Origin of the sequence: Stenotrophomonas sp. NA06056, assembly GCF_013364355.1 — a bacterium.
Taxonomy (GTDB): domain Bacteria; phylum Pseudomonadota; class Gammaproteobacteria; order Xanthomonadales; family Xanthomonadaceae; genus Stenotrophomonas.
In genome coordinates this window covers 2,622,220-2,637,849 of record NZ_CP054931.1, presented here as the reverse complement: position 1 = coordinate 2,637,849, position 15,630 = coordinate 2,622,220, and the positions used below count along the sequence as shown (strand labels likewise).

Below are 15,630 nucleotides of genomic sequence, written 5' to 3'. Positions count from 1 at the left end.
GGCGCCGGGCCTGATACCCTTTGGGGTTTCGGCGGTCCGTTCGACCCTGGCCACTGCGGCCGGCGGCACGGGCCCCGGCCCGCAGACTGCCAGCCCCCATGAACGCATCCGCCAAATTCACGACATCCCAGATCCGCAGCGACTTCCTTGAGTTCTTCAAGGGCAAAGGCCACACCATCGTGCCGTCGGCGCCGCTGGTGCCGGGCAACGATCCGACCCTGCTGTTCACCAACTCCGGCATGGTGCAGTTCAAGGACGTGTTCCTGGGCGCGGAAAAGCGCAGCTACGTGCGTGCAGCCGACGTCCAGCGCTGCCTGCGTGCCGGTGGCAAGCACAACGATCTTGACCAGGTGGGCTATACCGCCCGCCATCACACCTTCTTTGAAATGCTGGGCAACTGGTCCTTCGGCGATTACTTCAAGAAGGATGCGATCGCCTGGGCCTGGGAGCTGCTGACCCAGGTCTGGAAGCTGCCCGCCGATCGCCTGCTGGTCACGGTCTACCAGACCGACGACGAGGCCTACGCGCTGTGGCGCGACATGATCGGCATTCCGGAAGAGCGCATCGTGCGCATCGGCGACAACAAGGGTGCGCCCTTCGCCTCGGACAACTTCTGGCAGATGGCCGATACCGGTCCGTGCGGTCCGTGCACCGAGATCTTCTACGACCATGGCGACCATATCGCCGGTGGCCCGCCGGGCTCGCCGGATGAGGATGGCGACCGTTTCATCGAGATCTGGAACCTGGTCTTCATGCAGTTCGATCGCCAGCAGGACGGCACGCTGATGCCGTTGCCGGCGCCGTGCGTGGATACAGGCATGGGCCTGGAGCGCCTGGCGGCGATCCTGCAGCACGTGCATACCAACTACGAGATCGACCTGTTCCAGGCGCTGATCCGCAAGGCATCGGAACTGACCGGCACAGCCGATCTGGAGAACAAGTCGCTGCGGGTGATCGCCGATCACATCCGCGCCTGTTCGTTCCTGATCGTCGATGGCGTGCTGCCGTCCAACGAAGGCCGTGGCTACGTGCTGCGCCGGATCATCCGCCGCGCGTTGCGGCACGGCTGGATGCTGGGCGTGCGCCAGCCGTTCTTCAGCAAGCTGGTACCAACCCTGGTCGAGCAGATGGGCGAGGCCTATCCAGAACTGCCGGCGCAGGTCGATACCGTCGTGCGTGCGTTGCGAGCCGAAGAAGAGCGTTTTGCTGAAACCCTCGACTCGGGCATGAAGATCTTCGACGACGTTGCTGCCAAGGTCAGCAATGGCGTGATCCCGGGTGTGGACGCCTTCCGCCTGTACGACACCTACGGCTTCCCGCTCGACCTGACCCAGGACATCGCCCGCGAGCGTGACCTGACCGTGGACATCGACGGCTTCAACGCCGCGATGGAGACGCAGCGCGAGACCGCGCGTGCCGCCGGCAAGTTCGGCGGTGGCGTGACCCTGTCGGCCGATCTGGTCGCCACGCTCAAGCCGACCATCTTCCTCGGCTATGACCGCCTGCAGGCCGATGGCCTCAACGTGGTCGCCATCCTCAAGGATGGCCGCCCGGTGGACGCGGCCCAGTCCGGTGACGAGGTCATCGTGCTGACCAGCCAGACCCCGTTCTATGCCGAATCCGGTGGCCAGGTCGGCGACACCGGCACCTTGTCCGCTGCCGGCGTGCAGATGCAGGTGAACGACACCCAGAAGTTTGCTGGCCAGTTCCATGGCCACGTCGGCAAGTTGACCCAGGGCAGCCTGAAAGTTGGTGACGTGCTGTCCGGTCAGGTCGATGGCGAGCGCCGTGGCGCCACCATCCTCAACCACTCGGCCACCCACCTGCTGCATGCTGCCCTGCGCGAAGTGCTGGGCACCCACGTGCAGCAGAAGGGCTCGCTGGTGGCGCCGGACCGCCTGCGCTTCGACTTCTCGCATTTCCAGCCGATCAGCGCCGAGGAACTGGCGATCATCGAGCGCAAGGTCAACCAGCAGGTGCGCGCCAACAACGCCGCCGAAGTGCACACCATGGGCATGCAGGAAGCGCTGGACTTTGGCGCGATGGCCCTGTTCGGCGAGAAGTACGGCGAGAACGTGCGCGTGCTGAAGATGGGGGACTACTCCACCGAGCTGTGTGGTGGCACCCACGTCAACCGGACCGGTGATATCGGTCTGTTCAAGATCACCTCCGAGGGCGGCGTGTCGGCCGGCGTGCGTCGTATCGAGGCCGTCACCGGCCAGGGCGCGCTGGACTACGTGGACGCCGAGGAGGCGCGCCTGGCAGAGGCCGCTGAACTGCTCGGTGGCAGCGCTGCCGACGTGGTCGAAAAGATCCGTGCGCTGGGTCTGCGCCAGAAGCAGCTGGAGCGCGAGCTGGAGGCCGTGAAGGCCAAGGCTGCCGCTGGCGCAACCGCCGATCTGTCCGGGCAGGCCGTCGAGGTCGCCGGTGTGAAGGTCCTGGCCGTGCGTCTGGAAGGCTTTGATGCCAAGGCCCTGCGCGATGCCATGGACCGCCTGAAGCAACAGCTGGGCGACGCGGTGATCGTGCTGGCCGGTGCCCAGGACGGCAAGGCGGCCCTGGTCGCGGGCGTGAACGGCAGTGCAATGGGCAAGGTCAAGGCCGGGGAACTGTTGTCCCATATCGCCGGTCAGATCGGGGGCAAGGGCGGCGGACGCCCGGACCTCGCCCAGGGTGGTGGCGAGGACGGGCCCGCCCTTGCCACCGCGCTGGCTGCGGTCGTCGAATGGGTCAGCCCCCGCCTGTGATGAACCCCTGCCGTCCCCCTCCTTGTAGGAGCGGGACGGCTGACGGTACCATTGCGAATCTTTTCCCTTTGTCGTGGGCGCGCTTCTTGACGGAGCGTCAAGCCGGTGGGGGATACCCTTCCACACGGTTCCATGGAGACTTAAAAAAATGTTGATCCTGACTCGCCGCGTCGGCGAAACCCTGATGATCGGTGACTCGGTGAGCGTCACCGTGCTTGGCGTCAAGGGTAACCAGGTGCGTATCGGCATCACTGCGCCGAAGGACGTCGCTGTGCATCGCGAAGAGATCTACCAGCGCATCCAGCGTGGTGACGAAGCCGGCAGCACCGGTGGTGAAAATTCTGCGGAATAAGGCTTTACCTTCGCGCGTGATTAACGTTATGATTCACGCCCCGCTGAGGTGCAACGTACCAGACGCGGAGAAAACCCCGGAGCGATGCCCGAGCGGCTGAAGGGGCTCCCCTGCTAAGGGAGTATAGGGTCAAAAGCTCTATCGAGGGTTCGAATCCCTCTCGCTCCGCCAGATACAAAGAAGCGCCTGCAGATCCTCGATCTGCAGGCGTTTTTCTTTTCAGTTCCCTCAAAGCCTGACGGTCACGCCGACCTGGAAGCCGCGACCGGGCAGCGGTGCGATGTACTTCAACGGCGAGTTGTGTGGGCGCGCTTCGTCATCCAGAAGGTTGCTGCCGTTGACGAACACTTCCATGCCCGCGATGTAGGCAGTGCGCACCGGTAGCTCGCGGCTGACCTGCAGATCGACCAGGTTGAATGCATCCAGCGGAATCTCTTCGCTGACGTTGCGACCCAGGTACTTCTGTTTGTCGTAGTAGGTGCTGGACAGCTGTACCTGCCAGCCCTCGCGCTGCCATTGCAGGTTGGCGCCATAGCGATTGGTCGGCATGTTCGGCAGGTACTGGCCGTCGTTGTGCGCGCGCAGCGTGTCGGGGTGATCGGCCTTGTTGCTGACCAGGTCGGCGAAGGCGGACAGGTTCAATTTTCCGTAGGGGCCAAGGTCCAGCGCCTGCGACGCATCGATCTCGAATCCCTTCACCGTGGTGTCGGTCTGCTTCCAGTACTTCAGTGGCAGGCGGTTGGCCGTCTGCAGGCCGGAGTAGCCCTGGTAGAGGTAGTTGTCGTACTTCATCCGGTAGGCGGTGGCCGACAGCGCGAAGCCACCAAGGTGGAACACCCCGGTCAGCTCCAGGTTCTTCGCGCGTTCCGGCTCCAGGTTCTGGTTGCCTTCCTCCTGGGTCATCACCGAATAGTGCGCGTTGCTGGCGTACAGCTCGTTGATCTCCGGTGCGCGCTGCGAAGACGAATAGCGCACCTTGGCGGCGAGCAGCGGGCCGAGCTCGACATACGAACCCAGGCTGTAACTGTTGAGGCGATAGGAGCGGTCCTGCAGCGTGGTGTTGGCAGCATTGCGCGAGGTCTTGAAGCGGCTGGGCTGCAGCTGATGGTCGACGCGCTCGTGGCGCACGCCTGCATCGAAGGTGGCCCAGTCGAAGTCCAGCGTCTCCTTCAGGAACACCGCGTTGCTGCGGGTGTCGACGTCGGGCAGATAGCGCAGCGTGCCGCTGCCGGTGACGTCGCGTGCCTGGTGGCTCAGGCCCAGCACGCCGCTGAGCGGCCCGACCGGTTGATGCGCCAGCAGCAGTTCGGCCTGGGCACTCTGGAAGTCGTAGTCGTTGGCCTTGGTCGAGCCCAGGCGCTCGCCCGAGGTGTTGTCCAGTTTTGAAACCCGCAGCTCGGCGCGCTCGACGTACGGCAGCGGATCCCGCAGCAAGGCTTCCAGGGCGTAGCGCTGCTGCTTGATCACCACGCCCACCGGCAGGCCGTCGGCAGGGTTCGCGCCGAAGGACAGGTTCTGCATCGAGAAGCCCGGCACACCGTATTCGCTGTCCTTGGCATCGATGCTGACGCCGACATAGCCGCGATCAAAGAACCAGGTCGAGCCGAGCGCGACCTGCGAACTGCGCGAGTAGCTGTTGCCCAGCCGATGGTGATAGTCGGGCGTCACATCATTGTTGATCTGCTTCTGCACATACGACGGCGTGCCGGCGACGTAGGCCGGGTTGACCGGATTGATGTAGGTGCGACGCTGCCAGACCGAGGTCGGGCTGTTGGTATAGAAGGAAAAATCACCGTCGGCCCAATCCGGATTCTCGGTCATGAACTGGTCGATGTAGGGTTGCGAGGCCTTGTTGTAGAGCTGCTGGACGCGTGCCTCCTTCTGGCAGCTGTCGGCCAGCGCCGAATTGACACCGCCGGTGGCCGGGAACAGCCCGGTGTTGCAGACGCCGGCCTTGCTGTTGCCGGGAATGTCGTAGTACGAGATGCGCTGCCGCGAGACCTGCAGGTTCGTCGAGACATTGCGCTGGTTGTTGAAGTTCATGCGGAAACCCTGCGCATCGGCCGCGTTGAAGCCCTTGCGCAGGACCAGTTCCATCGACTGGTCCTTGTCCTCCATCGTGCGCGGGATCAGGCCGGAGTCGATGTCGACGCTGCCGCCGATCGCGTTGCCGCCGTAGCGGACGGTATCGGAGGATTTGTTGACGGTGACGCTGCGCACGAACAGCGGGTCGAAGGGAATGTTGATGTCGCCGCTGATGGCATTCATGCCAAGGATGGACTGGCCATCTTCCAGGATCTGCACGCGGTTGCCGCTGAGGCTGCGGATGACCGGTGCACCGGCATTGGGCCCGAAGGCGCTGTTCTGCACGCCGGACACATGTTCAAGCATGCCGCCGAGGGTGCGGTTCTGCGCCTGTGGGGCCTCGACAGTGACGAGGCTGTCGATGCGGGAGGGCTTGCTTGCCTCGACCTGGACGGCGGGCAGGGTGGGGTCGCCGCTGGCATAGGCGTTGTGGACGACGAACAGGATGGCTGCAGCAAGCAGGTGACGACGCATGACAGGCTCCGTGAAAAGAATGTGAAATGTTATAATATAACGATTCAGTTTCACAAGTCGGAGGGCAGCGGGGTGTACGGGGAGATCTGCCTGGCCATGAGCGGCGGCGTAGCCGCTTGCACGACCGGCCACTGGCGCGCAGCATCCGCTATTGCGGGCTCCCCACGACGCAGCCTGCAGCGCTTTCACCACTTCGAACGGAGCCCCGCATGAAGCTGTTGTCCGCCGCGTTGTTGTCCGCAGTCCTGCTGCAGGCGATGCCTGCCCTGGCTGAAAGCCCGAAGTCCTCGCCGCTGCTCGGCCGCTGGTCGCTGGATATCGCCACGTCCGCGCTGCCTGAAGCACAGCGTCCGCAACGGGTCGTGCTGGAATTCAAGGACGCCGGTGCGGGCAGGTGGAGCTCGCACGTGGACATCGTCCTGCATGATGGCAAGACGATGAAATCCGACGGTACGCTGGCGCTGGACGGCACGCCCGCGGCGCTGACCGGCAGCTACGGTGCCAACCAGGCGACGCTGAAACTGCCGGCGCCGAACACGCTGGTGATGCAGCTGGTCGATCACGGCGCACCCGCGTCCACCCGCGTGTATACGGTGGCTGCTGACCGTTCAACGATGACCGAAACCAAGGCGTTCTTCGCTCATGACGGCACGCCGATCCTGCAGACCAACCTGTTCAAGCGGTTGCCGTAGCGGTGTGATGCAGCGACACCCGCAGTAACACGCTCTGCGGATGCCGTTGCGGCGCTGTCATGCGGCGGCAGGATCACGCTTGCCGGGGTTGATCCCGTAGCGGTCGATCGCCTGCTGCAGCAGGCTTCGTTCGACATGCCCGTCGTCGGCCAGGGCCTTCAGCGCCGCCAGCACGATGAAGTGGCGATCGACTTCGAAGAACGTGCGCAGTGATTCGCGTGTATCCGAGCGACCAAAACCATCGGTGCCGAGTGCGACGAAGCGACGATCGCTGACGAAGGGACGGATCTGGTCGCCGACGATCTTCATGTAATCGGTCGCCACCACCACCGGACCGGCATGGTCCCGCAGGCACTGCTGCACGTAGGAAACACGCGGCTCTTCAGCCGGGTGCAGCAGGTTCCAGCGCTCGACAGCCAGACCGTTGCGGCGCAGTTCGGTCAGGCTGGTGGCACTCCAGACATCGCTGGCGATACCGAAATCCTGCTGCAGAAGATCGGCAGCGGCCAGTACCTCGCGCAGGATCGAACCACTGCCCATCAACTGCACGCGCGGCTGCTTAGCCGTATTGACTGCGGCGGGGCGCAGCAGATACAGGCCCTTCAGGATGCCGGCTTCGGCGCCGTCGGGCAGGGCCGGGTGCGGATAGTTCTCGTTGAGCAGGGTGATGTAGTAGTAGATGTCTTCCTGGTCCACGTACATGCGGCGCAGGCCGTCGTGGATGATCACCGCCAGCTCGAAGTTGTAGGTCGGGTCATAGGACACGCAGCTGGGAATCACCGAGGACAGCACGTGGCTGTGGCCATCGTCGTGCTGCAGCCCTTCGCCCATCAGCGTGGTGCGGCCCGACGTGGCGCCAAGCAGGAAGCCACGGGTGCGCGCGTCGGCCGCGGCCCAGGCCAGGTCACCGACGCGCTGCAGGCCGAACATCGAATAGAAGATGTAGAACGGAATCGTGGCCAGGCCGTGGTTGGCGTACGCGGTACCGGCGGCGATCCACGAACAGATCGCGCCGGATTCGTTGATGCCTTCCTGCAGGATCTGGCCATCCTTGGCCTCCTTGTAATAGCTCAGCTGGCCAGCATCCTGCGGCGTGTACAACTGGCCGAGGTAAGAGTGGATGCCGATCTGGCGGAACAGGCCTTCCATGCCGAAGGTGCGCGATTCATCGGGCACGATCGGGATCACCAGCCTGCCCAGCTGAGGATCCTTGAGCAGGGTGGTGAGGATGCGCACGAAGCCCATCGTCGTGGACTGGCCGCGGTCACCACTTCCCTGCAGTTGTACGTTGAACGTGGACAACGGCGGCAGTGGCAGCGGATCGACCTGGGGCAGTCGTGCCGGCAGCTGGCCGCCCTGCGCCTGGCGACGCTGCGCGAAGTAGAGCGCCTCCGAGCTGCCGGGTTGCGGGCGCAGGTACGGCATTTCTTCCAGCTGTTCATCACTGACCGGCAGATCGAAGCGGTCGCGGAACGCGCGCACCGCATCGACACTCATCTTCTTCAGCTGGTGGTTGATGTTCTGGCCTTCGCCGGCCTCACCCATACCGAAGCCCTTCACCGTCTTGGCCAGCACCACGGTCGGCCTGCCCGTGGTGTTCACTGCCTGCTGGTAGGCGGCGTACACCTTCTGTGGGTCGTGGCCACCACGTGCCAATGTCCAGATCTCGTCGTCGCTCATGTGCGCGACCAGCGCCAGCAGTTCCGGGTAGCGCCCGAAGAAGTGCTCACGCACGTAGGCACCGCTCTGCGACTTGAAGGTCTGGTAGTCACCATCCACGCATTCCATCATGCGTTGGCGCAGCAACCCGCTGTGATCGCGTGCCAGCAGGTCGTCCCAGCCACTGCCCCAGATCACCTTGATGACGTTCCAGCCGGCGGCGCGGAAGGTGCCTTCCAGTTCCTGGATCACCTTGGCATTGCCGCGTACTGGCCCGTCCAGGCGCTGCAGGTTGCAGTTGACCACGAACACCAGGTTGTCCAGGCGCTCGCGCCCGGCCAGCGAGATGGCGGCCAGCGATTCGGGCTGGTCCATTTCGCCATCACCGAGGAAGGCCCAGACCTTGCGTCCCTGGTGTTCTTTCAGGCCACGGTATTCCAGGTAGCGCATGTAGCGCGCCTGGTAGGCCGCGGTCAGCGGACCCAGGCCCATCGATACGGTGGGGAACTGCCAGAACTCCGGCATCAACCGCGGGTGCGGATACGAGGACAGGCCCTCGCGACCGGCCTCGCGGCGGAAGTTGTCCATGCGCTCGGCACTGATGCGACCTTCCACGAACGCACGGCCATAGATGCCCGGGGCGGAATGGCCCTGGATGTAGATCATGTCGCCGTCGAAGGTTTCGGTGCGGCCACGGAAGAAGTGATCGAAGCCTACGTCATACATGACCGCCGCAGACTGGTACGTGGCGATGTGGCCGCCGACATTGGAATGCTTGCCGGCGCGCAGCACCATCACCATGGCGTTCCAGCGGATCATCGCGTTCAACCGCCGCTCGATGGCCAGGTCGCCCGGGTAGGTGGGTTGGCGTTCGGGTGGGATGGTGTTGGTGTAGGCGGTCCACGCGCGGGTATGCAGGTCGCCGTGCTGCTGCACGTCGAGGTCATCGAGCTGGTCCAGCAGGTAATGCGCGCGCGGACGGCCGCCGGCCTGGATCACCGCGTGCAAGGACTCGCGCCATTCGCGGGTTTCCTGTGGATCGGTGTCGAGAGGGAAGTGTGCCTGGTTCATGCTGCGTCTCCAGAGAGCGCCGGTCGGCACTGCGCGACACCGCCGGCAGGGCGACAGCTCTGGAGCGGAATCGCGCCGGCAGGGCCGTGGCGCGGGGGCGGCCTTGGTGGCTGCCGGGGAGACAAGCGTAGGCGGCGCATGGGTTGGCCGGTAGACAGGTGAGGGTTGGGTCTGCGCGAACCTGCGCTTTAGCCGGCAGCGCTGCAATGCGGTTGTCATCGTCGGTGTGCACCCTGCTGGGTTTTCCAGCCTCGGGGTGGTTGGTCGGTTGTGAACAGCGTCAGGATCTGGGAGAAGAGCTACGCCTTGCGGCGCCGCCTGCTGCGTGGCTTCTTCCTTCGGCGTGGTTCACAGGCTGCCGATGCCGAGGATCTGGCGCAGGAGGTCTACCTGCGCCTGCTGCGCAGCACCGGCGAAGACGCCGCGGCGATCGAGAACCCTGAAGCCTATCTGTTCGCTGTGGCAGCCAACCTGGCCCGTGAACAGGCACGTTCGCGCTCCGGCCTGCCACAGATCGAGGATGTCGACCTGCTGGCCGAGGTACTCAGCAGCGAAGAGGACATCGAGGGTGATTTCGAGCGGGCGCAGCGCTGGAGCGGGATCCGCGGCGCCATCGCGCAACTGCCACCTACGACGCGGCGGGTGATGGAACTGCACTACCGCGAAGGACTGGATTGCCAACAGGTGGGGGCACAGCTGGATGTGTCGGTGCACATGGTGCGCAAGCACATCGGCAAGGGGCTGGATGCCTGCAGGAAGGCGCTGGGCGCCGGGAAGGACGGATGAACCGGCAGGAGCCTGCAGCGATGGATGACGAGGTGGCCGAACAGGCTGCGTACTGGTTCCTGTGCAACCGCGAGGGTGACCTGAGCGCTGCACAGCGCGCCGAGTTCATGGCATGGATGAGGGGCTCGCCCGGGCACGTGCGCGCGTACCTGCATGCCCTGCATCTGCACCGGCAGGTGGGCGCGGCGATGTCGGTGCACGCGCAGCAACAGGGAAGCAGGGCAACGCTGCCGATGCTGCCGGCAACGGCGAAAGTGGTGCCGCTGTTTGCCGCGCCCGTGCCCGCGCCGCGCGCCGTGGTTGCATCTCGAACGCGCCGGCCGCTCTGGAGGCGGGTGGCTGCGGTGGCGTGCGGACTGTTGCTGGTGGCCGGTCTGCTGCCGTGGCTGATGCCGCGCGAACAGATGCTGGTCGCTGGGCACGGGCAACTGCGTGAGGTGCTGCTGGCTGACCAGACGCAGGTGCGGCTGAATGCAGACAGCCGTCTGCGGGTCAACATCGGTTGGTTCAGCCGCCGCGCCGAACTGCTGCAGGGCGAGGCCACATTTGATATCGCAGCGGATCGCCGGCCCTTCGAGGTGCGGGTCGGTGATCTGCAGATCCGTGACATCGGCACCGTGTTCGATGTGTCGCGCCGGTTGCAGAGCACGCGTATCGGCGTGGTATCCGGCGAGGTGGAGGTCTGGACCGCCGGTGATGGGCAACGCCGGCTGGCGCAGCTGCCCGCCGGGCGGGTGGTGCAGGTCGATCATCTCAGCCATGCGGTGCAGCCGCTGGAAATACCGATGTCCATGCTGCTGGACTGGCAGCAGCGCCGGGTGTCGTTCCGTGATGAGCGGCTGGACGAGGTGGCTGCTGCCTTCAACCGGCACAACCAGGTGCAGGTGCGGGTGACCGATGACGTGGCGCGGGCGGCGCGCCTGTCGGGCAGCCTGGAGGCGCACCGGGTCGCAGCGCTGCAGGCATTCCTGCAGCGGGACGCGCGCTTCGTCATCCGCCGCGAACAGGACACGGTATGGGTCTCCAGCCGCTGATCCCGGTTGGGCGATGGGCTGTCAGAAAAAATTCATCGAATCGGCGTTCTCCACTTCCGCCGATGTCGGCTCTTACTTGGGAGAAGCCGCTGTCGAATGCCGACGCGGCAGCAGCAGTCCTCTCTCCTGCAAGGAACCGTGATGCGCAAGAAGCTCTATCTGTCGGTGGTACTGGCCTTGTCTCCCTGCCTGGGCGCACATGCGCAGGCGGTGTCGTCCAACGGGCTTGAGACCAGGGTCACTGCAGCGATCGCCGCGCAGCCACTGAGCCAGGCACTGGAGCAGCTGTCACGCAGCTCCGGCGTGCAGTTCCTGTATGCCGGCGCGGGCAATGCACCCATGGCGGGCGCGGTACCGCGGGGGGCCACCGTCAAGCAGGCGCTGGACACGCTGCTGGCCGGCACCGGCCTGCGCTACACGGTGGTGGATGGCAACGTGATCGCCATCGATGTGGCACCGGCCCAACGGGAAAACAGGCCGGCCGCACCGGTACCGCAGCAGCCGCAAGCCGTGGTCGCTCCGACGCTGGGAACGATCAAGGTGATCGCCGCCCATGAGGTGATCGATCAGAAGAAAACCTCGCCGGTGATCAAGGATTCGGTGATCTACGATGAGATGGACAGCTACGGCGATGAGACGCTGGCCGAAAGCCTGATGGCCGCGCCGGGCCTGAGCGCGGTGGAGGATGCAGGCGAACCGCGCTATGTGACCGTGCGCGGTGTGCAGGCCAATCTGAACTACACGACCATCGACGGCATCGCGATCGCAAGCGTGGGCGGCAGTGGCTCCGGCGAGCGCATGAACAACCTGCAGCTGATTCCCAGCGACATCGGCACCCGCACGGACATCTACAAGAGTTTCAGCGCCGAGCAGGCGCCGGATGCCATTGGTGGTGTGATCGACATCATCAGCCGCAGTGCCTTTGATCGCTCCGGCAAGTATGTGTTCGCCGACGTGGCCGGCATCTATTCCACGGCCGAGACCAGCGTGGGGCGCAGCGCGGGTGGCGACCACAAGACCCTGGGCCACTTCGGCAAGAGCGCCAAAGCGGTGTTCTCCAACCAGTTCGGTGCCGATGATCAGTTCGGCATCGTCGCTGTCGCTCGCTATGAGCAGCGCTCGCGCAACAGCGTCAAGCGCTGGGTCGAATCGAACTATTACTACAACGATGCCGGCAAGTACCTCACCGATGGAACCACCGGCCCGGATGAGGCGAAAGGCTGGAACGGCCTGCGCGCGCCGGGCAACTTCAGTACCGGTACCTACACCAACTACATCACCAACTTCGGTGGTTCGGCCAAGCTGGAATGGAAACCGTCGGACGATCCGTTCTATGCGTCGCTGCTGCTGTACTCGTACCGGTTCTACGAGAACTCGACGATGAACAAGACCGATCTGTATGGCAACGCCAAGTTCCCGATACGCAACCAGACCGAGGACGGCGGCACCACCCAGATCAACAGCATCTACATCAAGAACCGCCATGACCGCTGGGACCGCAGCAACCGCGGTGCGATCGCCAGCTTCAACTGGGATATCGGCGACCTTTCGCGGCTGACGCTCCGCGCCGGCCACACCGAAGAGACCTTCCACAACACCCAGGTCTACTGGGGGGTACGCGCGTACCCGAGCAACCTGTTCGTCGACTATGCCAACGACAGCCACGGTTTTCCGAACGCGGTGGGCGTCTCGGACTCCAGTCTGCTGACCAGCTCGGCGTTCAAGCTCAATCCCGCGCAGGCCTACATCTCGCCGCGTGACGCCAAGGAGAGCATCGACAACCTGCGTGCCGACTTCAGCTACAACATCGATGCCGATGCGCGCGGCTTCGGTCTCGCCGCGGGTGCCGAGTATCGCCACCTGAAGATCTGGCAGGACATCGATTTCGACTACTACAAGACCAGCGCGACCTTGAACGACTATCTGTATCCCGGTTCGACACTGCTGGGCAGCGTCCCCGGCTTCCCGCTGATCGACAACCGCAAGTGGCATGACGAGCTGTACCCGAAGCTGGGCAACAACGATGCGGCCTACCCGAATGCCGATTTCACCAGCGACTACAAGTACGTGGAAGACATCGCCAACGCCTACGTTTCGGCGCATTACGCCTGGGACCGGCTGCTGCTGATCGGCGGCCTGCGCTATGACCACACTTCCTTCGATGCGTTCAGCCCGTTCAGTGATGATGGCGGTACCACCTACACCTCGGCATTCCGCAAGAGCAGCGGCGGCTACAACAACCTGCTGCCGTCATTGAATGCGACCTTCAAGCTGAGCGAGAACCAGCGCCTGCGCTTCTCCGCCAGCCGCACGCTGGGTCGGCCGACGCCCAGCAACATCGCCCAGGCCACCAGCACCAGCTGTGGCGATGACGAGCTGGGCGGAGGCTTCTGCACGATCAAGCAGGGCAATGCCTCGCTGCAGCCGCGCCGCTCGACCAATCTCGACCTGGCCTGGGACCTGTATTTCAACGGCAACAACGGCCTGGTGTCGGTCGCGTTGTTCGACAAGGTCATCAAGGACGACATCTACACCCTGACCACGTTCGAGAACATCGGCGACGTCCGCTACCGTGTCACCCAGCCGATGAACACCGATGAATCGACGTTGCGCGGTGTCGAGTTCGCGGTGGCAAACCGCAATCTGCAGTGGGGCCGCCATCGCTTCGACATGTACCTCAATGCCACCCGCCTGGACGGGCAGACCAACTACCGCATCAGTGATGGCAGCGAGCGCCGCCTGGACCGCCTGCTGTACCAGCCGGACTGGTCAGTGAATGGCTCGGTGATCTGGCGCATGCCGTGGAAGAGCTCGCAGTTGCGCGTGTCCGGCACCTACCGCAGCCGCATGCTGGTCGACTTCGGCGATACCCAGTGGCTGGACTCGTACTACGACCCGTACATGACCTTCAACCTGGCCTTCAGCCACAAGGTCAGCAAGCACGTGACGCTGAAGTACGAGGCGAAGAACCTGTTCAACACCCAGCCAACCTACAGCACCGGTCCGAACGGGCGCTTCCGCACCGAGATCGATGACTACGGTCGCTTCTTCTACTTCCACATCATCTACAACTGAGGGCGGCCGTCTTGGATACGATCAATCGCAGGCGCTTCCTTGCCCTGTCGGGACTTTCCGCGTTGGGTGCGTGGGCCGGCACTGCCCGCGCGCTGGCTGCACAGAGCAATGCGGCAGCACTGAATCCACGCAATCTGCTGGCCTCGCCGCGTTTTGCCAGTACGCCCTTCACCTTGGGCGTGGCGTCGGGTGATCCGTCGGCCGACGGCATGGTGCTGTGGACGCGGCTGGCCACCGAGCCCCTGGTGTTCGGTGGCGGCATGCCCACCCGGCCGATGGTAGTGGGATGGCAGGTGGCCACTGACGAGACCATGCGCACCGTGGTGCGGCAGGGAACCTCGCTGGCCCACCCCGAACTTGGCCATGCGCTGCACGTGGAACTGGATGGCCTGCTGCCTGGGCGGCCGTACTGGTACCGCTTCACCGTGGGAGGCCATGCCAGTGCGATCGGACGCACCCACACCCTGCCTGCCGCGAACGCGCCGATCAAGCGCGTGCGCTTCGCGGTGGCCGGCTGCCAGCATTTCGAGGAGGGGCACTACACGGCGTGGCGACATATTGCCGAGGAACCACTCGATTTCGTGTTCCATTACGGCGACTACATCTACGAGGGCGAAAGCCAGCCCGGCGTGCGCAAGATGAACGGTCAGCCGTTCACCAACCTGCGCAACCACGTTGGACCACAGACCTATACGCTCGACGACTATCGCCGCCGCTACGCGCAGTACAAGACCGATACGGACCTGCAGGCGGCGCACGCCGCGTCACCGTGGTTCGTGACGTTCGACGACCATGAAGTGGACAACAACTGGGCGGGTGCCGAAGACCAGGACGGTACGCCCAGCGAGCTGTTCCTGCTGCGCCGCGCACAGGCGTTCCAGGCGTACTACGAGAACATGCCGTTGCGCGCTTCGTCGTTCCCTCGCGATGGTCATATGCAGATGTTCCGTCGCGCGCGTTACGGCACGCTGCTGGACCTGCACCTGCTCGATACCCGCCAGTACCGCAGCAAGCAGGTTGACATGGCGCAGCGCGGACAGGTGGAATCTGCCGAGCGCAGCATTGTGGGCGCGAAGCAGGAGCAATGGTTGTTCGATGGCCTGGCCGATGCCGCGCCGCGTTGGCACGCGATCGCGCACCAGGTCTCACTGGGCAATTACATGCGCGAGAAGGACGGCGTGGTGCAGTCCTCCGATGACCAGTGGTCCGGCTATCTGTCCAGCCGCCGGCGCCTGCTCGATCACATCCAGAAGGTGGGCTTTGGCAACGTGGTGACCGCCTGTGGCGATGCGCACCGTCACTATGCCAGCGACCTGGTGCAGGACAACACCGATTCCGGGGTGATCTCCAGCGAGTTCCTGGCAACCTCGATCAGCTCGGGCGCTGACGGGCAGGGCGTGGATGCCTATGCAGAGAACCAGCTGCGGCACAGCCCCCACTTGAAGGCGACGACGGACAAGCGCGGTTACGTGCTGTGTGATGTCACCCGTGATGCCTGGATCGGTGACATGAAGACGCTCGATACGGTCATGCGGCCGAACGGCACGCTGCAGAGCTGGAGGCGCTACGCAGTGGAGCACGGCCGGCCGGGGTTGCAGGAGGCCTGAGCCGGCCGTCCTGCCCTGTAGAGCCGGGGAAGCTCCCGGCACTACGGA

The 15,630-nt window shown here is 64.4% G+C and carries 9 protein-coding genes and 1 tRNA gene; 8 read left to right on the top strand and 2 right to left on the bottom strand.

The window, feature by feature from the left end:
• Positions 1-98 precede the first annotated feature (98 nt).
• The 3 genes from alaS to HUT07_RS11715 all read left to right on the top strand — a co-directional run bounded on the left by alaS (position 99) and on the right by HUT07_RS11715 (position 3,270).
• Positions 99-2,747 carry an alanine--tRNA ligase gene (alaS, locus tag HUT07_RS11725; protein ID WP_176021084.1) on the top strand — a complete coding sequence of 883 codons (2,649 nt, stop codon included), beginning with the start codon at positions 99-101 and terminating at the stop codon, positions 2,745-2,747.
• A gap of 148 nt (positions 2,748-2,895) precedes the next feature.
• The gene (csrA, locus tag HUT07_RS11720) at positions 2,896-3,099 is read left to right on the top strand and encodes a carbon storage regulator CsrA (protein ID WP_025878924.1); all 204 of its coding nucleotides are present in this window, start codon (positions 2,896-2,898) and stop codon (positions 3,097-3,099) included.
• A gap of 78 nt (positions 3,100-3,177) precedes the next feature.
• A tRNA-Ser gene (locus HUT07_RS11715) sits at positions 3,178-3,270 on the top strand.
• A 57-nt stretch (positions 3,271-3,327) separates the two neighbouring features.
• On the opposite strand, the gene HUT07_RS11710 is transcribed toward HUT07_RS11715, so the two are convergent.
• Entirely contained in the window at positions 3,328-5,658 is a 2,331-nt protein-coding gene (locus HUT07_RS11710) for a TonB-dependent receptor (RefSeq protein ID WP_176021083.1), read from the bottom strand.
• A gap of 209 nt (positions 5,659-5,867) precedes the next feature.
• Between HUT07_RS11710 and HUT07_RS11705 the strand changes: the two genes are divergently transcribed.
• Positions 5,868-6,350: a LuxR family transcriptional regulator gene (locus HUT07_RS11705; protein ID WP_176021082.1), complete on the top strand. Its 483-nt coding sequence runs from the start codon at positions 5,868-5,870 to the stop codon at positions 6,348-6,350.
• A gap of 57 nt (positions 6,351-6,407) precedes the next feature.
• On the opposite strand, the gene aceE is transcribed toward HUT07_RS11705, so the two are convergent.
• Positions 6,408-9,080 carry a pyruvate dehydrogenase (acetyl-transferring), homodimeric type gene (aceE, locus tag HUT07_RS11700; RefSeq protein WP_176021081.1) on the bottom strand — a complete coding sequence of 891 codons (2,673 nt, stop codon included), beginning with the start codon at positions 9,078-9,080 and terminating at the stop codon, positions 6,408-6,410.
• 270 nt (positions 9,081-9,350) lie between these two features.
• On the opposite strand from aceE, the gene HUT07_RS11695 reads away from it, so the two are divergent.
• The 4 genes from HUT07_RS11695 to HUT07_RS11680 all read left to right on the top strand — a co-directional run bounded on the left by HUT07_RS11695 (position 9,351) and on the right by HUT07_RS11680 (position 15,582).
• Positions 9,351-9,866 (top strand): sigma-70 family RNA polymerase sigma factor, encoded by a 516-nt coding sequence (locus HUT07_RS11695; protein WP_089240285.1) that lies wholly within the window; start codon positions 9,351-9,353, stop codon positions 9,864-9,866.
• Complete coding sequence (locus HUT07_RS11690) at positions 9,863-10,900, top strand: FecR domain-containing protein (RefSeq protein WP_176021080.1); 1,038 nt, start codon at positions 9,863-9,865, stop codon at positions 10,898-10,900. The genes HUT07_RS11695 and HUT07_RS11690 overlap by 4 nt, the downstream gene beginning before the upstream one ends.
• Positions 10,901-11,041: 141 nt before the next feature.
• Complete coding sequence (locus HUT07_RS11685) at positions 11,042-13,975, top strand: TonB-dependent receptor (RefSeq protein ID WP_176021079.1); 2,934 nt, start codon at positions 11,042-11,044, stop codon at positions 13,973-13,975.
• An 11-nt stretch (positions 13,976-13,986) separates the two neighbouring features.
• The gene (locus HUT07_RS11680) at positions 13,987-15,582 is read left to right on the top strand and encodes an alkaline phosphatase D family protein (RefSeq protein WP_176021078.1); all 1,596 of its coding nucleotides are present in this window, start codon (positions 13,987-13,989) and stop codon (positions 15,580-15,582) included.
• Positions 15,583-15,630 lie beyond the last annotated feature (48 nt).